The sequence below is a fragment of the Herbaspirillum sp. BH-1 genome (assembly GCF_002870055.1).
In the GTDB taxonomy this organism is placed as follows: Bacteria; Pseudomonadota; Gammaproteobacteria; order Burkholderiales; family Burkholderiaceae_D; genus Herbaspirillum; species Herbaspirillum frisingense.
In genome coordinates this window covers 285,705-303,783 of the sequence record NZ_PKOI01000006.1, presented here as the reverse complement: position 1 = coordinate 303,783, position 18,079 = coordinate 285,705, and the positions used below count along the sequence as shown (strand labels likewise).

At 63.4% G+C, this 18,079-nt stretch carries 17 protein-coding genes; 11 read left to right on the top strand and 6 right to left on the bottom strand.

From position 1 onward, the window contains the following. Positions 1 to 166: 166 nt before the first annotated feature. Entirely contained in the window at positions 167 to 730 is a 564-nt protein-coding gene (gene ahpC, locus HBH1_RS11140; protein WP_102662803.1) for an alkyl hydroperoxide reductase subunit C, read from the bottom strand. A gap of 363 nt (positions 731 to 1,093) precedes the next feature. On the opposite strand from ahpC, the gene HBH1_RS11135 reads away from it, so the two are divergent. Beyond that, complete coding sequence (locus HBH1_RS11135) at positions 1,094 to 1,537, top strand: acyl-CoA thioesterase (protein ID WP_102662844.1); 444 nt, start codon at positions 1,094 to 1,096, stop codon at positions 1,535 to 1,537. Between the two features lie 89 nt (positions 1,538 to 1,626). Here HBH1_RS11135 and HBH1_RS11130 read toward each other — a convergent pair whose 3' ends face one another. Together HBH1_RS11130 and HBH1_RS11125 are read right to left on the bottom strand one after the other, a co-directional pair. Beyond that, a complete protein-coding gene (locus HBH1_RS11130) occupies positions 1,627 to 3,495 on the bottom strand; it encodes a phosphoenolpyruvate carboxykinase (GTP) (RefSeq protein ID WP_102662802.1) in 1,869 nt (622 codons plus the stop codon). Positions 3,496 to 3,881: 386 nt separating this feature from the next. Beyond that, positions 3,882 to 4,772 carry a LysR family transcriptional regulator gene (locus tag HBH1_RS11125; protein WP_102662801.1) on the bottom strand — a complete coding sequence of 297 codons (891 nt, stop codon included), beginning with the start codon at positions 4,770 to 4,772 and terminating at the stop codon, positions 3,882 to 3,884. A 206-nt stretch (positions 4,773 to 4,978) separates the two neighbouring features. Here HBH1_RS11125 and HBH1_RS11120 point away from each other — a divergent pair, with 206 nt between their 5' ends. Together HBH1_RS11120 and HBH1_RS11115 are read left to right on the top strand one after the other, a co-directional pair. Next, positions 4,979 to 5,989 carry a zinc-dependent alcohol dehydrogenase family protein gene (locus HBH1_RS11120; protein ID WP_199181565.1) on the top strand — a complete coding sequence of 337 codons (1,011 nt, stop codon included), beginning with the start codon at positions 4,979 to 4,981 and terminating at the stop codon, positions 5,987 to 5,989. Between the two features lie 101 nt (positions 5,990 to 6,090). After that, positions 6,091 to 7,077, top strand: coding sequence for a D-2-hydroxyacid dehydrogenase family protein (locus HBH1_RS11115; protein ID WP_006461393.1), 987 nt, complete (start codon positions 6,091 to 6,093; stop codon positions 7,075 to 7,077). On the opposite strand, the gene HBH1_RS11110 is transcribed toward HBH1_RS11115, so the two are convergent. After that, positions 7,055 to 7,819: an L-asparaginase gene (locus HBH1_RS11110; protein WP_102662800.1), complete on the bottom strand. Its 765-nt coding sequence runs from the start codon at positions 7,817 to 7,819 to the stop codon at positions 7,055 to 7,057. The genes HBH1_RS11115 and HBH1_RS11110 overlap by 23 nt on opposite strands. Positions 7,820 to 8,047: 228 nt before the next feature. On the opposite strand from HBH1_RS11110, the gene HBH1_RS11105 reads away from it, so the two are divergent. Next, positions 8,048 to 8,533: an asparaginase domain-containing protein gene (locus tag HBH1_RS11105; RefSeq protein ID WP_006461390.1), complete on the top strand. Its 486-nt coding sequence runs from the start codon at positions 8,048 to 8,050 to the stop codon at positions 8,531 to 8,533. Positions 8,534 to 8,554: 21 nt separating this feature from the next. Here the strand turns inward: HBH1_RS11105 and HBH1_RS11100 are convergent, their stop codons facing one another. Continuing rightward, positions 8,555 to 9,454 carry a LysR family transcriptional regulator gene (locus HBH1_RS11100; RefSeq protein ID WP_077236213.1) on the bottom strand — a complete coding sequence of 300 codons (900 nt, stop codon included), beginning with the start codon at positions 9,452 to 9,454 and terminating at the stop codon, positions 8,555 to 8,557. Positions 9,455 to 9,638: 184 nt separating this feature from the next. Here HBH1_RS11100 and HBH1_RS11095 point away from each other — a divergent pair, with 184 nt between their 5' ends. Next, positions 9,639 to 10,706, top strand: coding sequence for a YeiH family protein (locus HBH1_RS11095; RefSeq protein ID WP_102662799.1), 1,068 nt, complete (start codon positions 9,639 to 9,641; stop codon positions 10,704 to 10,706). A gap of 88 nt (positions 10,707 to 10,794) precedes the next feature. On the opposite strand, the gene HBH1_RS11090 is transcribed toward HBH1_RS11095, so the two are convergent. Then, positions 10,795 to 11,265 carry an SRPBCC family protein gene (locus HBH1_RS11090; RefSeq protein ID WP_077236216.1) on the bottom strand — a complete coding sequence of 157 codons (471 nt, stop codon included), beginning with the start codon at positions 11,263 to 11,265 and terminating at the stop codon, positions 10,795 to 10,797. Positions 11,266 to 11,421: 156 nt separating this feature from the next. Between HBH1_RS11090 and HBH1_RS11085 the strand changes: the two genes are divergently transcribed. From HBH1_RS11085 to HBH1_RS11060, 6 genes are all read left to right on the top strand, one after another. Further along, positions 11,422 to 13,494: a UvrD-helicase domain-containing protein gene (locus HBH1_RS11085; protein ID WP_077236217.1), complete on the top strand. Its 2,073-nt coding sequence runs from the start codon at positions 11,422 to 11,424 to the stop codon at positions 13,492 to 13,494. Between the two features lie 229 nt (positions 13,495 to 13,723). Next, on the top strand, positions 13,724 to 14,533 hold the full coding sequence (locus tag HBH1_RS11080; RefSeq protein ID WP_102662798.1) for a basic amino acid ABC transporter substrate-binding protein: 810 nt from the start codon (positions 13,724 to 13,726) through the stop codon (positions 14,531 to 14,533). 89 nt (positions 14,534 to 14,622) lie between these two features. Further along, positions 14,623 to 15,366, top strand: a complete 744-nt coding sequence (locus HBH1_RS11075) for an amino acid ABC transporter permease (RefSeq protein WP_102662797.1) — start codon at positions 14,623 to 14,625, stop codon at positions 15,364 to 15,366. Positions 15,367 to 15,460: 94 nt separating this feature from the next. Further along, the gene (locus HBH1_RS11070; RefSeq protein WP_102662842.1) at positions 15,461 to 16,759 is read left to right on the top strand and encodes a TIGR03862 family flavoprotein; all 1,299 of its coding nucleotides are present in this window, start codon (positions 15,461 to 15,463) and stop codon (positions 16,757 to 16,759) included. Then, positions 16,756 to 16,965 carry a SlyX family protein gene (locus HBH1_RS11065; RefSeq protein ID WP_102662796.1) on the top strand — a complete coding sequence of 70 codons (210 nt, stop codon included), beginning with the start codon at positions 16,756 to 16,758 and terminating at the stop codon, positions 16,963 to 16,965. Before HBH1_RS11070 ends, HBH1_RS11065 begins: the two co-directional genes overlap by 4 nt. Before the next feature lie 121 nt (positions 16,966 to 17,086). Further along, positions 17,087 to 18,013: a recombination-associated protein RdgC gene (locus HBH1_RS11060; protein ID WP_102662795.1), complete on the top strand. Its 927-nt coding sequence runs from the start codon at positions 17,087 to 17,089 to the stop codon at positions 18,011 to 18,013. The last annotated feature ends 66 nt before the right edge of the window (positions 18,014 to 18,079 follow it).

Sequence of the window (18,079 nt, the reverse complement as noted above, 5' to 3'; positions counted from 1 at the left end):
CTCCAGACAGGTACTACAGGATAAATTTTGCGTGTATTCCCACGCGTATTTAATTGCCGAGTGGGCGTAGCGAGCGGCCCGAGGTCTGCGGGAGAAGCGCAACCGTACTTCAGTACGGTGCGCATCGCAGCGCAGAGATCGGGCCGCGCAGTAGCCCAATCGGTAATTAAATCTTGCCGACCAGATCCAGGGACGGCTTCAGGGTGGCAGCGCCTTCTTCCCACTTGGCGGGGCAGACTTCACCCGGGTGCGAGGCGACGTATTGTGCAGCCTTGACCTTGCGCAGCAGTTCCGAAGCGTCACGGCCGATGCCGTTGTCGTGAATTTCCAGGACCTTGATCTGGCCTTCCGGATTGATCACGAAGGTGCCGCGCAGTGCCAGGCCTTCTTCTTCGATCAGCACTTCGAAGTTGCGTGCCAGGGTAGCGGTCGGGTCACCCACCAGCGGGTATTGCACCTTCTTGATGGCGTCCGAAGTGTCGTGCCATGCCTTGTGGGCGAAATGGGTGTCGGTGGAGATACCGTAGACTTCAACGCCCAGCTTCTTGAATTCAGCGTAGTTGTCGGCCAGATCTTCCAGCTCGGTCGGGCACACGAAGGTGAAGTCCGCCGGGTAGAACACGAACACGGACCACTTGCCCTTCAGGGTGGCTTCGGTGATGTCGACGAACTTGCCATCGTGGTAAGCAGTTGCCTTGAACGGTTTGATAGTGGTGTTGATCAGGGACATGTCGATTTCCTTTTAAGGGGGGTTGAGTGAAGCGATGGGGTGAATAGTAGAACGCCAAACAAAATAGATCAATTTTATTTAATAAATACTTTTGATTGGATTTAACTATCAGACTCGGAGGCGAGGCTATCGGGCCCGCCGGCGACCGGCCAACAGTCCGGCCACCCGGATCACATGGCGGCACGGCCTGCGGATGCAAGTGCGACGCGAGCCAACATCCGATATCGATCGCTTAAGATGGAGCACTTTCGACGCTCCGGCCGACGTCTGACCGGGGGACAGCGAAAGTGGGAGCAATGTTACTGCAAGCCTGCCGTTCTTGTGCAGCCGCACAAGCCGACCAATCCTGACGCCCAGCCCGAGATGAGTGATTCCCGACCGCAAGCCGGCCAACGCGCCGATTTTCCGCATTTCCACCCGATCCAGACACGCTGGATGGATAACGACGTCTATGGTCACGTCAACAACGTCGTCTACTACAGCTGGTTCGATACCGCCGTGAACCACTACCTTGTGCAACAGGGCGTGCTGGATATCGAGCGCGGGGAAGTCATCGGCCTGGTCATCGAGACCCATTGCAATTATTTTGCGTCGGTCGCCTTTCCGGATGCGATCGAGGTCGGCGTGCGGGTGGCACACATGGGGCGTAGCAGCGTGCGCTATGAACTGGGGATCTTCAAGGCCGGGGAAGAGCTGACGGCGGCACGCGGCCACTTCGTGCATGTCTATGTGGATCGCGCTACGCGGCGGCCGGTGGAATTGCCGGCCACGCTGCGTCAGGCGCTGGCCGGGCTGATGCACGGCTGATACACGACTGATCCGAGGCTGATCCGCAAAAGAAAACGCCTGCCGCATCGCTGCGGCAGGCGCCTCTCGTCTTCTCCGTGCCGGTCAGCTTAGGCTGCCAGCTTCTTCTCCAGCTTGTCCTTCACGCCCTGCAGTTCGGGCGGCAGCTTGTGCTTGAGCTTGTCGAACAGTTCCGCATGCAGCTCCAGTTCCTTCAGCCAGGCGGCCTTGTCGATGGAGGTGATGGTGGAGAACTGCTCGGCGCTGAAGTCCAGGCCTTCCCATTGCAGGTCATCGAAACGCGGGGTGACGCCGAACAGGTGCTCGACACCGCCGGTCTTGACGCCTTGCGGGTCTTCGATGCGGTCCAGCATCCACTTCAGCACGCGCATATTGTCGCCAAAGCCCGGCCAGACGAACTTGCCGTCGGCATCGGTACGGAACCAGTTGACGCAGTAGATCTTGGGCAGCTCGGCCGGGGAGGCGGCGATCTTCTTGCCGATGTCCAGCCAGTGCTGGAAGTATTCGCTCATGTTGTAGCCGGCGAAAGGCAGCATGGCGAACGGGTCACGACGCACCACACCCTGCTGGCCGACAGCCGCAGCGGTGGTTTCCGAACCCATGGTGGCGGCCATGTAGACACCCTCGACCCAGTTGCGGGCTTCGGTCACCAGCGGCACGGTGGTGGAACGGCGGCCACCGAAGATGAAGGCCGAGATCGGCACGCCGGCCGGATCATCCCAGGCCGGGTCGATCACCGGGTTCTGGGTGGCGGCGACGGTGAAGCGGGCGTTCGGGTGAGCCGCCTTGCGGCCGGTTTCCTTGCCGATTTCCGGCGTCCAGTCCTTGCCCTGCCAGTCGATCAGGTGGGCCGGGGCTTCCTTGGTCATGCCTTCCCACCAGACATCGCCGTCATCGGTCAGTGCCACGTTGGTGAAGATGGTATTGGCCGAGACAGAGGCCATGCAGTTGTAGTTGCTCTTCTCGTTGGTGCCCGGGGCCACGCCGAAGTAGCCGGCTTCCGGGTTGATCGCATACAGGCGGCCGTCGGCACCGGGCTTGATCCAGGCGATGTCGTCACCGATGGTGGTGACCTTCCAGCCGTCGAAGGCCTTGGGCGGGATCAGCATGGCGAAGTTGGTCTTGCCGCAGGCCGAGGGGAAGGCCGCTGCGACGTAATGCTTCTTGCCCTCCGGAGATTCCACGCCCAGGATCAGCATGTGCTCGGCCAGCCAGCCCTGGGCGCGGCCCATGGTGGAAGCGATGCGCAGGGCGAAGCACTTCTTGCCCAGCAGCGCGTTGCCGCCGTAGCCGGAGCCGAAGGACCAGATTTCGCGGGTTTCCGGGTAGTGCACGATGTACTTGGTGGCATTGCACGGCCAGGGCACGTCCTTCTGCCCGGCGGCCAGCGGTGCGCCCACGGTGTGCACGCAAGGCACGAACTCGCCATCGCTGCCCAGCACGTCGTACACCGCCTTGCCCATGCGGGTCATGATGCGCATGTTCACCGCCACATAAGGCGAATCCGACAGTTCCACACCGATGTGGGCAATGGGCGAACCCAGCGGGCCCATCGAGAACGGCACGACGTAGAGGGTGCGGCCGGCCATGCAGCCATCGAACAGGCCGCTCAGGGTCTGACGCATCTCGGCCGGGTCGGTCCAGTTGTTGGTCGGGCCGGCGTCTTCCTTGTTCCTGGAGCAGATGAAGGTGCGGTCTTCCACGCGCGCCACGTCGGACGGATCGGAGCAGGCCAGGTAGCTGTTGGGACGCTTTTCGGCGTTCAGCTTCTTCATGGTGCCGGCGGCGACCATCTCGCCGCACAGGCGGTCATATTCTTCCTGGGAGCCATCGCACCAGTAAATGCGAGCCGGCTTGGTCAGCGCGGCGATTTCTGCGACCCAGTTGATCAGTTTCTGGTGTTTGACGTAGGCGGGGGCGTTCACTGCGGGAATGCCTGCCATGAGGGGTTGGTTCATATGCTACCTCCAATGCCACTAAGTTGATGAATTCGGTTGGCACGGCAGGATCGTCGTTTCCAGGCGATGGGGTGTTCACATCAGGCTGCGAGACGGCGGTCTTGTCGATGGCGACCGCCTCGCCGAGGCCGGCCACCTTGCCCGTCACCGTGGGCGGCGGCGGGTTTTGCTCACTCTTCGACAGTCGAGAATGCAAGAAAGTGGCAGCGATTGTACCCCGATAAAAAAGAATTTACGCAAATTTGTAGCGGAAAATACCCGACTTATGTAGTAGGTAATTACAAATCAAAAAAATTCTGTTTTTTCATTACTGTGGCGCATAACATAGATTTCGTTAAAAACCGCATGAAGACTGGATTTGCGAGGGATTGCGGGCGATTCATCATTCACGTTGTGAATATCTCACGTAGAAATTCGACAAAAACTTTCACCTTGGCGGTTTCCCGACGTGTGGGCTGGTAGAGCGCGACGATATCGGGACCAGCCGCCTGCCATTCGGACAGCACCGGTAGCAGACTGCCCTCCTGCAAGGCCGGAGCGAGGGTCACCGACATCTGCTGGATAATGCCGCAACCGGCCTGGGCGGCCGCCACTAGCGACTCCACGTGGTCCATCATCACCAGGCCCCGGGGAATATGCGAGCTTTCCTTCCCCTCATGACTGAAGCGCCAGGGCCGGACCATGCGCGTACGCGGATTGAGAAAGCCCAGGCAGGCAAACTGGTCCAGTGCGTCGGGCGTTTCCGGCCAGCCGTATTGCTGCAGGAAGGCCGGCGCGGCGCAGCACAGGTAACGGGTCGCGGCCAGCTTGCGCGCCACCAGTCCCGAGTCGCCCAGCGCGCCGATGCGCACCAGTACGTCCACACCTTCTTCCACCATGTCGACCATGCGGTCGCTGACGGTGATGCGCAGCTCCAGCTCCGGATACTGGCGCAAGAAACGTGGCAGCGCGGGTGCCACATAGCGGCGGCTGATGACGCTGGGCAGGTCGACCCGCAGCACACCGGCCGGACGGGTATCGGAGGCACGCAAGCCGGCCTCCAGCTCGCCCATGTCCGCCAGCAGTCGCAGTGCCTGCTGGTGGCAGTGGCGGCCTTCTTCGGTGAGAGACATGCTGCGCGTAGTGCGGTTGAGCAACCGCACCTTGAAATGTGCCTCCAGGGCGGCGACGTGGGTGGTCACCGAGGAGGTCGACATCGACAGTTTCTCGGCCGCCCGACTGAACGCGCCGGCCTCGACCACGGTACAGAACACCTTGAGCATGTCCAGCCTGTCCATCTTTTTCTCCCCGGTTTGGTTGTCGTCATCCGTTAGCGAGATTCTAGGGCCTCGCGACGCCGCGATTATCCGCAAACCCGCAATTCTGACTTCGGTCGCGCCCGGTTTTTCCGCTGGCCCGGGCTACCTAGACTGCGTGCATCGACCTCACCGCCACCTGGCGCATGGCGATATCCACCCGTTCACCCAGTCTCAAGGAAGCCATCATGACCCACGCCATCCCTGCCACCATGCAAGCCGCCGTCCTCACCCGCTTCGGCGCAGCACTCGACATCATCGACATCGAAACGCCCAGCCTGCGCCCCGGCCAGGTGCTGGTACGCATCGCTGCCAGCGGCGTCAACCCGCTCGATACCAAGATCCAGGCCGGCAATGCCGCCCACGCCCAGACCCGCCTGCCAGCCATCCTCGGCATGGACATGGCTGGCGTGGTCGAATCCGTGGCGCCCGGTGAAACGCGATTTTCGCCCGGCGACGAAGTCTTCGGCATGAGCGGCGGCATCGGTGGCGTCCCCGGTTCGCTGGCGCAGTTCGCCGCCTTCGATGCCGATCTGCTGGCCCACAAGCCCCGCACCGTGTCCATGCGCGAAGCCGCCGCGCTGCCGCTGATCTTCATCACCGCCTGGGAAGGCCTGGTTGACCGCGCCCACGTGCAGCCAGGGCAGAAGGTATTGATCCACGGCGGCGCCGGTGGCGTAGGCCACGTGGCCGTGCAGATCGCTGTCGCCCTGGGTGCCGAGGTCTATGCCACCGGCAGCGCCGACCAGAAGACCGTGATCGAGAGCCTGGGCGCCACCGCCATCGACTACCGCGCCCAAGAGGTGGAGCAGTACGTGCAGCAACACACCGGCGGCGAGGGCTTCGATGTCATCTACGACACCGTCGGCGGCGCAACCCTAGATGCCTCGTTCGCGGCCGCCCGGCGTTATCTCGGTCATGTCGTCAGCTGCCTGGGCTGGGGCGTGCACAAGCTGGCGCCGCTGTCGTTCCGGGCGGCCAGCTATTCGGGCGTCTTCACCCTGCTACCGCTGCTGACCGGGCAGGAGCGTGCGCGTCACGGCCGGATCATGGCCGAGGCCGCCCGCATGGTCGATGCCGGGCAGTTGCGCGTGCTCACCGATACGCATCACTTTACGCTGGAGCAGGTCAACCAGGCCCACGCGCTGGTCAGCGAAGCTCAGGCCCGGGGCAAGGTGGTCATCGATATCGCCCGCTAGGGTCAGCTCGTGCCGAATCCTGGCAATCGCTTTATGATGGACGCCCACGCCGGCCACCCACCTGGCCGGCGCAGCCCCGAAAGACTGCCACGGAGACCCTCATGAAGATCGCCATCCTCGACGACTACCAGGATGTAGTACGCCACCTCGATTGCTTCAGCCTGCTCGACGGTCACGACGTCAAGGTATTCACCAATACCATCCGCGGCACCGGCCAGCTGGTGGCGCGCCTGTCACCCTTCGACGCCGTGGTGCTGATCCGCGAACGCACTGCCCTGACCCGACCCGTCCTGGAAAAGCTGCCCCTGCTCAAGCTGATCTCGCAGACCGGCAAGGTCAGTGGCCATGTCGACGTGGCGGCCGCCACCGAACGCGGCATCGCCATTGTCGAAGGCGTGGGCGACCCGACCGCGCCGGCCGAACTGACCTGGGCGCTGATCATGGCGGCCATGCGCCGGGTGCCGCAGTATTGCAGCGCGCTGCGTGCCGGTGCCTGGCAGCAGGTCTCGCCCACCCCGCACCTGAACCTGCTGGGCACGGCACTCAAGGGCCGCACGCTGGGCATCTGGGGCTACGGCAAGATCGGTCGCATGGTGGCAGGCTATGGTCGCGCCTTCGGCATGCAGGTGCTGGTGTGGGGCCGCGAGGCCAGCCGCGAACAGGCAGTCAAGGATGGCTACCAGGCCGCTGCCAGCAAGGAAGCCTTCTTCGCCCAGGCCGATGTACTGAGCCTGCACCTGCGCCTGAACGACGCCACCCGCGGCATCGTCAAGGCGGCCGACCTGGCGCTGATGAAGCCGACGGCCTGCTTCGTCAACACCAGCCGCGCCGAGCTGGTCGAGCCGGACGCGCTGGAAGCCGCACTGGCGGCAGGACGCCCGGGCCTGGCCGGACTCGATGTCTTCGAGCGCGAACCCTTGCCGGTGGACTCCCCCCTGCTGAAGATGGATAACGTGGTGGCCACCCCGCACCTGGGATATGTGGAAAAGGACGGCTACGAACTCTACTTCCGCGCCGCCTTCCGGAACATCGTGGACTATGCCGCCGGCACGCCCGCGAACGTGCTCAATCCTGAGGTTCTGGGGTGATGCGATGAATGGTCCGCACCGGTGGCTGATACGCCGACTGCGGCATCGGGCCGCCTGACTTCCACAGATGCCGCCATCCCGGCGGCCATGGCAGCGGTGGCCCCGCATACTCGGGGACATTGCGCCGCACCGGAATGACCGGCAGATGCTCCGGCATGCTGCCGTTGTAGTGCCAGCCCAGGCTGAACGCATAATCCGGCAGCAAGGTGGCGCACACCAGCTCGAACCAATTGGCGTGCTCCTGGTCCTCGCCCAGCGCCTGCGCCAGCCCGTGCGGATCGAACTGCGCCAGCAGGCGTGCCAGTTCCTGCGGCGAGGCCGAGGGGCCATCGCCCCAGCCCAACACCGGATTGAAGTTGTAATCAGCGCCCGAACCATACCAGCCCTCCCGCCATGGCCGCTCGATCCAGTTGCGCGGGCCGCTGAACAGGTGCCAGCGCCAGTGCAGGCCGGACGGTTTGGGCCAGCTGTAGAGATAGAGCCGCTGATAACCGGCACGATGCAGTTCGCGCACCATCTCCATGAGCCGGGCATGCGGCATGCGGTCCGGCGGGGTGCGACGGAACAGGATGGGCGTGCCATCGGCGTGCTGCACTTCGTCGGAGGACAGGTTCAGATCCAGCGTACGCACTTCACTGCCGAAACGCGCAGAAATCCAGCCCGTCAACAGGTTGACGAGCACGATCACGCCATAGCCGCGATGGCGGTGGAAGATAACGGTGCCGGGTGCCAAAGGTTTCATATCCGGACCATTATAGATGTCCTTGCAGAATCGCATTGGCGACCAGGCCGCCACGCGTGCGCCACGGTCGCACCAGGCAGGAAACCGCCGCGGCTGCGTGTAAGATAGCGGCTGGCCCGTGCCGGAACTGCCGTTCCCCGCGCCCTTGGAGCGTTCCTTGCTTGATGCCCGGAACACCCTTTTCTCGATTTCTCGATTTTTTTTGACCAGTTGGAAGATAGGAAGACCATGAGCCTGCGCATCATCGCCACCGGCGGCACCTTCGACAAGCACTATGACGAAATCGCAGGCCAGCTTGGCTTCGGCGAAAGCCACCTGCCGGACGTCATCGCCCGTGCCCGCATCACCACCGAAGTGTCCCTCGAAATCCTGCGCCTGCTCGATTCGCTGGAGATGCAGGATGGCGATCGCCAGCGCGTGCTGGCGGCCTGCCAGGCCTCGCAGCAACAGGCCATTGTCATCGTGCACGGCACCGATACCATGCAGCAGACCGCCCAGGTGCTGGGCCAGGCGCTGACCGACAAGACCGTGGTGCTGACCGGCGCCATGATCCCCTACGAGATCGCCAACTCCGATGCCCTGTTCAATTTCGGCTTCGCCTGCGGCGTGGCGCAAGTGCTGCCGCCGGGTGTGTATGTGGCGATGAACGGGCGCATCTTCGCCTGGAACAAGGTCGCCAAGAACCGCAGTGCCGGCGTCTTCGAGCCGATCTGAAATGGCACCGGCCGCCCTGCGCTAGCGGGGTTGCTGCTGCGCCCACTCCCGACAGAACGACAACAGCGCCGCCAGGCTGGGCGAAGCGGCCCGGTGGCGGCTGACGACCATGTAGAAATGGCGGCGCAAGGTCGGCAACGGGGTCTCCAGTTCGACCAGCTTGCCGGACTCGATCAGGTCCTCCACCACCGAGCGCGACAGGCAACTGATACCCAGGCCTTCGGCGGTGGCGCGCTTGATCGCCTCAGAATTGCCGAATTCGAACGACGACGGCAAGTGGTGCAGATAGGGAATCAGGGCATGCTCGACCGCCTCGCGCGTGCCTGAACCGGCCTCGCGCAAGAGCCAGTCGGCCTCGCGCAACATCTTCAGCGTGATCTTGCGCCCGCCCGTGACAATGGGATGCGCGGGCGCGGCCACCACGATCAGCTCGTCCATCATCCACGGTTCGACCCGCACGTCATCGGCGTGGCAGGGGCCTTCGATCAGGCCGGCATCGACCTCGAAATTGACCACCGCATCGACGATGTCGGCCGTATTGGCCACCAGCGCCCGTACCCGTGCACCGGTATGCTCCCGGCGATAGGCCGCGATCATGGCCGGCAGCAGATAGCTGCCGATGGTGGTGGAGGCCCCCAGATGCAGTTCGCTGCCGGAGGCCGGGTCGTTGAACTGGCGCTCGATGGTATGGGCGGCGTCCAGCATGTGGCGTGCCTGCGGCAGCAGCTGCCGTCCGCTGTCGTTCAAGACCAGGCGCTTGCCGACGCGGTCGAACAGCTGCACGCCCAGCAGACTCTCCAGCTCATTGAGTGAAGCGCTGGCCGCCGATTGCGACAAGGCGACCAGCCCGGCTGCGGCCGTGGTCGAACCCGACTGGGCCACGGCCAGGAAGATCTGCAATTGCCTGAGTGTGATCCGCATATTTTCCCCAATATCCCCCAATATCCCCCAGATGCATTCCCGGCGCCCGGGAGCCATCGCCAATCTACCCATTTAACAGGTAGATATTAGCAAAACAACGCGTTTTTCTTTTACATCCAGCCCACGTACAGTGCACTCCATCAATCGAACTGATCCATCGAACACATCCTGTGTGGAGAGCATCATGCGTACCGCAACCCAAACTTCCCCCCTGCATCCGGCGCTGGCCGGCATCGTCCTCTCGGGCGCGGTGGCGTGGGTCGCCATGCGCCTGGGTGATATCGGCTGGCTGCAGAATCACGGCTTTTCGGCCCTGACGGTGGCCATCGTGCTGGGCATCATCCTGGGCAATACCGTCTATGCGCGCATGGGCGCCTACTGTGGCGAGGGCGTACGCTTTTCCAAGCAGACGCTGCTGCGCGCCGGCATCATCCTGTACGGCTTTCGCCTGACCTTCCAGGACATCGCCCATGTCGGCATCTCCGGCGTGGTGATCGATGCGGCCATGCTGCTCTCCACCTTCGGCCTGGCCTGGCTGGTCGGTACCCGGGTGCTGAAGCTGGATCGCGATGCCGCGTTGCTGATCGGCGCCGGCAGCTCGATCTGTGGCGCGGCCGCGGTGATGGCGACCGAACCTGTGCTGCGGGCACGCAGCGAAGAGGTCACCGTGGCGGTATCGACGGTGGTGATCTTCGGCTCCCTGGCCATCTTCCTCTATCCGCTGCTCTACACCTTGCAGGCCGAACCGGTCTGGGGCCTGCGCCTGCCGGACTTCGGCGTCTACATCGGTTCCACCGTCCATGAAGTGGCACAAGTGCTGGCTGCAGCGCGCTCCATCGACCAGCATACGGCCGACGTGGCGGTGATCACCAAGATGGTCCGCGTGATGATGCTGGCGCCCTTCCTGCTGATGCTGTCGATGCGGGTCGCCCCGCGCAGCTCGGGTCAACAACACCAACCGCACCAGCCGCACCAGCAGCGCAAGCTGTCCATTCCCTGGTTTGCCTTTGCCTTCATCGGCGTGGTGATCTTCAACTCCTTCTTCCCGCTGCCGGCCCAGGTCAACCAGGTGCTGCTGCAGATCGATACCCTGATGCTGGCCATGGCCATGGCCGCCCTGGGTCTGTCCACCCACCTCTCGGCCCTGCGCAGCGCCGGCATCAAGCCGATGATCCTGGGTGCAGTGCTGTTCGCCTGGCTGGTGATCGGCGGCGCACTGGTCAACGGCGCACTGGGACGCTTGCTGGCCTGAGTGTTGGCACGAGATTGAAAAAAAGCGCGGTCTCCCTGGGGAGCCGCGCTTTTCGCATGCGGAAATGACTGCCAGCCAGGGGCGTCACTCAGTGCAAGCCGCCGCGCTGGGACAATTCACGGATGATGCGTATCGTATCGATATCGGCCTCCTGATAGGCCTGGCGCCGGAAATTGTCGTAGAAGGCTTCGGAACCATCGATATCGGCCGGCTTGCCATCGTCGTACTCGAAGCGCACGAACAGCACCTCGGCCTGCGGCTCCTCGATGGTCATGCTCATGCGCGAGGCCGGGATGTCACCCTGCGCCGGCACCTCGTAGAGCACCTGGATCTGCGGCAGGTAGGTCACCTTGTCGATGATCACCAGTTCGCCATAGCGCAACTCGCGATGCACGCCCTCCAGGCTCTTGTCGGACAGGCGGCACTCGTCCAGGTGCGGCATGAACAGGCGCGGCGACTCCGCCCGCAGGACCAGGCCATGCCACAGCTCGTCGCGGCTCAGGGTGTCGATCAGCGGATTGAGCGGATCGTTGATCTGGATGAGGTGATTGAATTTCATGTTTGCACTCGTTTAGTCTGGCCACGCTGGGTGAGCCCAAGCGCGCATTGTCCCACAGGGCCGGCCCGCCGGTAGCGACCTGAAGCGGCCGGGCTGCAGGCGGACTGCTACAATGGCGCCTCTTTTCCACCCCCTGCCGCCGCCGATACCCTCCGTATGTCCGCCCCTTCTTTCGGCCTGAACAAGCCACAAAGCGAAGCCGTCCACTACATGGCCGGACCTTGCCTGGTGCTGGCCGGGGCCGGCTCGGGCAAGACCCGGGTGATCACGCAGAAGATTGCACACCTGATCGAGAACTGCGGTTACGAATCGCGCAACATCGCCGCGCTGACCTTCACCAACAAGGCTGCGCTGGAAATGCAGGAGCGTATCGCCAAGCTGTTGAAGGACCCGAAACAGGCCAAGCACCTCACGGTGTCGACCTTCCATTCGCTGGGGGTGAAGATACTGCGACAGGAGTCCAAGCATCTGGGGCTGAAGGACCGCTTTTCAATCATGGACAGCGACGATTGTTTTTCCCTGGTGCAAGAACTGGCGGTGACCACCGACAAGGCCATCATCCGCGGCATCCAGAACGCCATCTCGCTGTGGAAGAACGGCCTGGTCGATCCGACATTGGCCGAGAAGAACGCCCGCACCGAGGACGAGGCCCAGGCGGCCCGCATCTATCGCAGCTATGTCGCCACGCTCAAGGCCTACCAGGCAGTGGACTTCGACGACCTGATCCGCCTGCCGGTGGAACTGTTCCGCAGCAACGAGGAAGTGCGCGACCGCTGGCAGCGCAAGCTGCGCTACCTGCTCATCGATGAATACCAGGACACCAACACCTGCCAGTACGAACTGGTCAAGCTGCTGGTCACCGGCGTGGGCAAGAAGCCCATGTTCACCGCCGTGGGCGACGACGACCAGGCCATCTATGCCTGGCGCGGCGCCACCATCGAAAACCTCAAGCTGCTGGGTGTGGACTTCCCCAACCTGCACCTGATCAAGCTGGAACAGAACTACCGCTCCAGCACGCGCATCCTGCAGGCGGCCAATGCGGTCATTTCCAACAACCCCAAGCTGTTCGACAAGACGCTCTGGTCGGAACACGGCCTGGGCGATCCGATCAGCGTGATGGCCATGGATGACGAGGAAGCCGAGGCCGACCAGATCGCCATCACCCTCTCGGCGCACCGCTTCGAACGGCGCGCCAAGTTCGCCGACTACGCCATCCTGTATCGCGGCAACCACCAGGCCCGCATCCTGGAAAAATCGCTGCGGCGCGAACGCATTCCCTACGTCATGTCCGGCGGACAGAGCTACTTCGACCGCGCCGAGATCAAGGACATCATTGCCTACCTGCGCCTGATCGCCAATCAGGATGACGACCCGGCCTTCATCCGTGCCGTCACCACCCCGCGCCGGGGCGTCGGCCAGGCCACGCTGGAAGTGCTCGGTACGCTGGCCGGGCAGTGGCAGTGCTCGCTGTTCGAAGCCGTCTACAAGGGCGGTCTGGAAGACAAGCTGACCGACCGCCAGCTGCTGCCGCTGCGCAAGTTCTGCGACTTCATCAATGCACTGGAGTCGCGTGCCACCCGCCCCGGACCCTCCGGCAGCGGTGCCGAGGCCGGCCGCGTGCTGGACGACATGATGGAGGCCATCAACTACGAGTTCTACCTCTATGACAGCTTCGAGGAGCGCGCCGCCCAGGCACGCTGGCAGAACGTGGTGGACTTCATCAACTGGCTGAAGGAACGCGCCTGCGGTGGCCGTGATGGCGACGGCGAGGAAAAGAACCTGCTGGAGATCACCCAGATGGTGGCCCTGATGAGCATGCTCGAAGGCCGCGACGAAGAGCAGGATGCGGTGCGCATGTCGACCCTGCACGCCTCCAAGGGACTGGAGTTTCCGCACGTCTTCCTGGTGGGCGTGGAAGAAGGCATCCTGCCCCACAAGGGCGACCCCGATACCCCGCCCGAAGCCGCCGCCGCACGCGTGGAAGAAGAACGCCGGCTGATGTACGTGGGCATCACCCGCGCCCAGCGCTCGCTGCATCTGTCCTGGTGCAAGCGCCGCAAGCGCGCCAAGGAAGTGATCGAGTGCCAGATTTCGCGCTTCGTGAAGGAGATGCGGCTGGACGAAGGCGAGGCAGTGCCGCAGGAAAGTGAAAAGATCACGCCCCAGGCGCGGCTGGCCAATCTGAAGGCCTTGTTGCAGAAACCTCGTCCGACGCCGGAAGGAAGTTGAGCCTGGCCGCGCCAGGGTGTTCAAAACGTGGCAAAAATGTCGTCCACACGCACATAAATTGTGCGATTTGCCCGGATTTGATGTGCAAGCGCCCGCCCCGGCCGTCTCGCGGTTTAAAATGCCGCCTGCTAAAAAATCCCCGAGTTTCACCGGAGCAACATCACCGGCTGTGCCATCCGCGCGTGCCGCCTTGCTCCGCCCAACCATTCCAGACAAGGAAATCCACAAGATGATCAAGATGTTCTCCCGCCACGCCCGCGCGCTGGCGCTGACCGCCGGCTTCGTCGGCATGCTGGGCCTGGCTGCCTGCAGCAAGCAGGAAGACAAGAGCGCTGCCGCCGCGCCGCAGGCCGCCCCGGCACGGGTGTACGTGGTTGGCGTGGAATCGGCCTATGCGCCCTTCTCCTCGGAAAACGAACAGAAGGAAGTGGTCGGCTTCGACATCGACATCATGAAGGCGCTGGCCAAGAAGATCGGCATCGAAGTGAAGTTCGTGCCGACCCCGTTCGAAGGCTTCTTCAACTTCCTGGCGCAGGGCGACCGTGACCTGCTGATCTCGGCCATCACCATCACCGACGAGCGCAAGAAGTCGGTGGCCTTCTCCGAGCCCTACTTCGTGGCCACCCAGACCATCGCCCTGCCGGCCGCTGATACCAAGGTCAGCAAGATGACCGACCTGAAGCCCCTGACCGTGGGTACCCAGAGCGCCACCTCCGGTGACGAACTGGTGCAGCAGGTGCTGGGCAAGAACAGCGCCAGGATCAAGCGCTTCGACTCGACCCCGCTGGCCCTGAAGGAACTGGAAAGCGGTGGCGTCGATGCGGTCGTGGCCGATGAGCCGGTGGTCAAGAACTACATCGCCAACAACCCCAACAGCAAGCTGCGCACCGTCACCGATCCGGATTTCCCCAAGGAAGACTACGGCATCGCCGTGCGCAAGGATGATCCGGAACTGCTGGCCAGGATCAACAAGGGCCTGGCCGAGATGAAGGCCGATGGCAGCTTTGCCGCCATCAGCGCACAATACTTCGGCAAGTAAGCCGACCGCTGCCAAGACAGGACGGCGGCGCCATGCCGCCGTCCTGCATTTTCGACACCCGATTTCTTCAATCACCGATCGAGTCCGACATGGATTTCCGCTGGAGCATCATCCAAGGCTATGCGCCGCTGTTCGCCAAGGGCGTTCTCATGACCTTGCAGGTGTCGCTGATCAGTATCCTGATCGGCACCGTGATCGGCTTGCTGGTGGGCATGCTGCGCCTGGCCGAGGTACAGCACGGCGCCTGGAAGTGGCCGCTCAGATGCCTGCGCTGGCTGTCCGGCTTCTATGTGGCCTTCTTCCGTGGCACGCCGTTGTTCGTGCAGATCATGCTGATCCACTTTGCAGTGATGCCCTTGCTGGTGCAGCAGGAGCATGGCCTCCTGATCAGCGGCGAACTGGCCCGGACCATCAAGCAGGACTACGGCGCCTTCCTGTCGGGTACGGTGGCCTTGTCGCTCAATGCCGGGGCCTACATTTCGGAAATCTTCCGTGCTGGCATCCAGTCCATCGAGCGCGGCCAGTCCTATGCCGCCGCCAGCCTGGGCATGAACTACGGCCTGACGATGCGCTACGTGGTGCTGCCCCAGGCCTTTCGCCGCATGCTGCCTCCGCTGGGCAACGAAGCCATCACGCTGCTGAAGGATTCCTCTCTGGTCTCGGCCATCGGCCTGGCCGAACTGGCGTATGCGGCCCGTACCGTGGCCGGCACCTATGCCCGCTACTGGGAACCGTATATCACCATCTCGGTACTGTATTTCTCCATGACCATCTGCCTGGCGCTGCTCGTGTCGCGCCTGGAAAACAAGTACAGCGCACCGCATCGTCGTTGATCGCAGCTGACCACTACTGACCACCACCGCAGCAATGTGCGGCAATCGCGTGCGCTCAGCGCAGGCGGGCGGTATCATCCCGCGCATGACACAGATGCAGACTCTCCCAAGCAACACCCCAGGCAACGGACGCGCAGTCGTGATCGGTGCCGGCCCGGCCGGGCTGATGGCGGCCGAAGTGCTGGCCGCCCATGGCCTGGCCGTGGACGTCTATGACGCCATGCCCTCGGCCGGCCGCAAGTTCCTGCTGGCCGGGCGTGGCGGCATGAACATCACGCACTCCGAAGCGCAGCCCGACTTCCTGCCGCGCTACGGCAATCGCCGCGAGCAGGTCGCGCCCTTCGTGCGCCGCTTCGATGCGGATCGCCTGCGCCAGTGGATCCATGATCTCGGCATCGAGACCTTCGTCGGCAGTTCCGGCCGGGTCTTTCCGCGCGAGATGAAGGCTGCACCGCTGCTGCGCGCCTGGCTGCATCGCCTGCGCGAATCCGGCGTGCGCCTGCACATGCGCCATCGCTGGCTGGGCTGGCAGGACGATGGGAGCCTGCGCCTGGCCGGCCCTGATGGCGACATCAGCGTGCGCGCCGACGCCGTGGTCCTGGCCCTGGGCGGAGCGAGCTGGCCGCGCCTGGGCTCGGACGGCAGCTGGGTGCCATTGCTGCGTGAACGGCAGGTCGAGGTCGCTGCGCTGCAGCCCTCCAACTGCGGCTTCGAACTGGACTGGAGCGAACACTTCCGCGAGCGCTTCGCCGGCGAGCCGGTCAAGCCGGTGGTCGCCAGTACCGCGCTGCCCAGTGGCGGCGTACAGAATCGTCGCGGTGAATTCATCGTCACCGCACAAGGCATCGAAGGCAGCCTGGTCTATGCCATGTCGGCTGCCCTGCGCGAGACCATCGCCAGCACCGGATCGGCCCGCCTCTACCTGGACCTGCTGCCGGACTGGTCGCTGGAAAAGGTGGAAGCCGAGCTGGCCCATCCACGGGGCGCCCGCTCGCTGTCCAGCCACCTGCAGAGCCGCCTGCATCTCAAGGGCGTCAAGGCCGGCCTGCTGCGCGAACTGATGAGCAAGGAAGATTTCGCCGACATGGGCAAGCTGGCGCGTGCCATCAAGGCACTGCCGCTGCCGGTGTTGCGACCGCGTCCGATCGAGGAAGCCATCAGCAGTGCCGGTGGCGTCAGCTTCGAGGCCCTGGACGACGCGCTGATGCTGCGCGCCCTGCCGGGCGTATTCTGCGCCGGCGAAATGCTGGACTGGGAAGCGCCCACGGGCGGCTATCTGCTCACTGCCTGCTTCGCCACCGGCCATGCCGCCGGCCTTGGCGTGGTCCAATGGCTCAAGGACGAAGGCCGCCATGCCGGCCTGGCCACCCCCTCTACGGAAGGACAGAAGTGATCAACGAAGACCGCATCATCGACATCGAGATGAAGATCGCCCATCAGGAAGATCTGGTGGAAGAGCTGAACCAGACCGTCTATCGCCAACAAAAGAAGATCGAAGAACTGGAAATGCTGTTGCATGCCCTGGCCAAGCGCTTCAAGGAAATGTCCGACAGCAGCCAGGATCGTGCGGCGGCCAATGAAAGGCCGCCGCATTACTGAACCATAGGCGACGGCACTGTCGCGGGATGGAGAATTCAGGGAGGGACGTGGACAATCCGACATCGCTTGTGTCGGGACGGACGTGTAAAATCTTCCTTTTTGCCCCTGCCTCCGGAAGCCTATGTGGTTTAAGAATCTACAGATCTATCGTCTGCCCGCACCGTGGGCGATCAACGCCGACGAACTCGAATCCCACCTGGCACCGCAGGCCTTCACCGCCTGCTCCAGCCTGGATATGCAAAGCCAGGGCTGGGTCCCGCCGCGCAACAATGAAAAGCTGGTGCATGTGGTGAACCGCCAGCTGTTGCTCAAGCTCGATACCGAAAAGAAACTGCTGCCCTCGACCGTCATCAACCAGGTCACCAAGGCCCGCGCCGTTGAGCTGGAAGAACAGCAGGGCTTCCCGCCCGGCCGCAAGCAGACCAAGGAATTGAAGGAGCAGGTCACCGATGAGCTGCTGCCACGCGCCTTTTCCGTGGTGCGCAGCACCTGGGTGTGGATCGATCCGGTCAATGGCTGGCTGCTGGTCGATGCCGGCTCGCCCTCCAAGGCCGAGGAAGTCCTGAAACTGCTGTTCAAGGCCATTCCGAAGTTCCCGCTGGAAACGCTGCGCACCGTCATGTCGCCAGGCGCGGCGATGACCGACTGGCTGGTCAGCGATGAAGCCCCCAACGGCTTCACCGTGGACCAGGATACCGAACTGCGCTCCACCGCCGAGAGCAAGGCCACCGTGCGCTATGTCCGCCACGCACTGGAAGCGGAAGACATCCGCCGCCACATCGAGGCCGGCAAGCAGTGCACCCGCCTGGCCCTGACCTGGGCGGACAAGGTGTCCTTCGTGCTGACCGAGAACCTGTCGGTCAAGCGCATCGCGCCGCTGGACGTGCTCAAGGAAGACAGCGAAATCGCCGGCAAGAACGACGACGAACGCTTCGACGGCGATTTCATGCTGATGAGCGGCGAACTGGCCAAGCTGCTGGCCGCGCTGGTGGACGCCCTGGGCGGCCAGTTGAAGGAAAATGACGGTACCCTGGCACAAGCGGCCTGAGCACTAAGGCCTGAGCTGCTGCAAGCAAGCCAATGAACAACGGGAGCCTCGGCTCCCGTTTTTTTA

What these genes read in the sequence shown, in the direction of transcription:
- HBH1_RS11080 (WP_102662798.1), top strand. Translation starts at nt 13,724, where the DNA reads ATGATCAAGATGTTCTCCCGCCACGCCCGCGCGCTGGCGCTGACCGCC.
- HBH1_RS11060 (WP_102662795.1), top strand. Translation starts at nt 17,087, where the DNA reads ATGTGGTTTAAGAATCTACAGATCTATCGTCTGCCCGCACCGTGGGCG.
- HBH1_RS11135 (WP_102662844.1), top strand. Translation starts at nt 1,094, where the DNA reads ATGAGTGATTCCCGACCGCAAGCCGGCCAACGCGCCGATTTTCCGCAT.
- HBH1_RS11095 (WP_102662799.1), top strand. Translation starts at nt 9,639, where the DNA reads ATGCGTACCGCAACCCAAACTTCCCCCCTGCATCCGGCGCTGGCCGGC.
- HBH1_RS11100 (WP_077236213.1), bottom strand. Translation starts at nt 9,454, where the DNA reads ATGCGGATCACACTCAGGCAATTGCAGATCTTCCTGGCCGTGGCCCAG.
- HBH1_RS11085 (WP_077236217.1), top strand. Translation starts at nt 11,422, where the DNA reads ATGTCCGCCCCTTCTTTCGGCCTGAACAAGCCACAAAGCGAAGCCGTC.
- ahpC (WP_102662803.1), bottom strand. Translation starts at nt 730, where the DNA reads ATGTCCCTGATCAACACCACTATCAAACCGTTCAAGGCAACTGCTTAC.
- HBH1_RS11105 (WP_006461390.1), top strand. Translation starts at nt 8,048, where the DNA reads ATGAGCCTGCGCATCATCGCCACCGGCGGCACCTTCGACAAGCACTAT.
- HBH1_RS11130 (WP_102662802.1), bottom strand. Translation starts at nt 3,495, where the DNA reads ATGAACCAACCCCTCATGGCAGGCATTCCCGCAGTGAACGCCCCCGCC.
- HBH1_RS11110 (WP_102662800.1), bottom strand. Translation starts at nt 7,819, where the DNA reads ATGAAACCTTTGGCACCCGGCACCGTTATCTTCCACCGCCATCGCGGC.
- HBH1_RS11075 (WP_102662797.1), top strand. Translation starts at nt 14,623, where the DNA reads ATGGATTTCCGCTGGAGCATCATCCAAGGCTATGCGCCGCTGTTCGCC.
- HBH1_RS11120 (WP_199181565.1), top strand. Translation starts at nt 4,979, where the DNA reads ATGACCCACGCCATCCCTGCCACCATGCAAGCCGCCGTCCTCACCCGC.
- HBH1_RS11115 (WP_006461393.1), top strand. Translation starts at nt 6,091, where the DNA reads ATGAAGATCGCCATCCTCGACGACTACCAGGATGTAGTACGCCACCTC.
- HBH1_RS11070 (WP_102662842.1), top strand. Translation starts at nt 15,461, where the DNA reads ATGCAGACTCTCCCAAGCAACACCCCAGGCAACGGACGCGCAGTCGTG.
- HBH1_RS11125 (WP_102662801.1), bottom strand. Translation starts at nt 4,772, where the DNA reads ATGGACAGGCTGGACATGCTCAAGGTGTTCTGTACCGTGGTCGAGGCC.
- HBH1_RS11090 (WP_077236216.1), bottom strand. Translation starts at nt 11,265, where the DNA reads ATGAAATTCAATCACCTCATCCAGATCAACGATCCGCTCAATCCGCTG.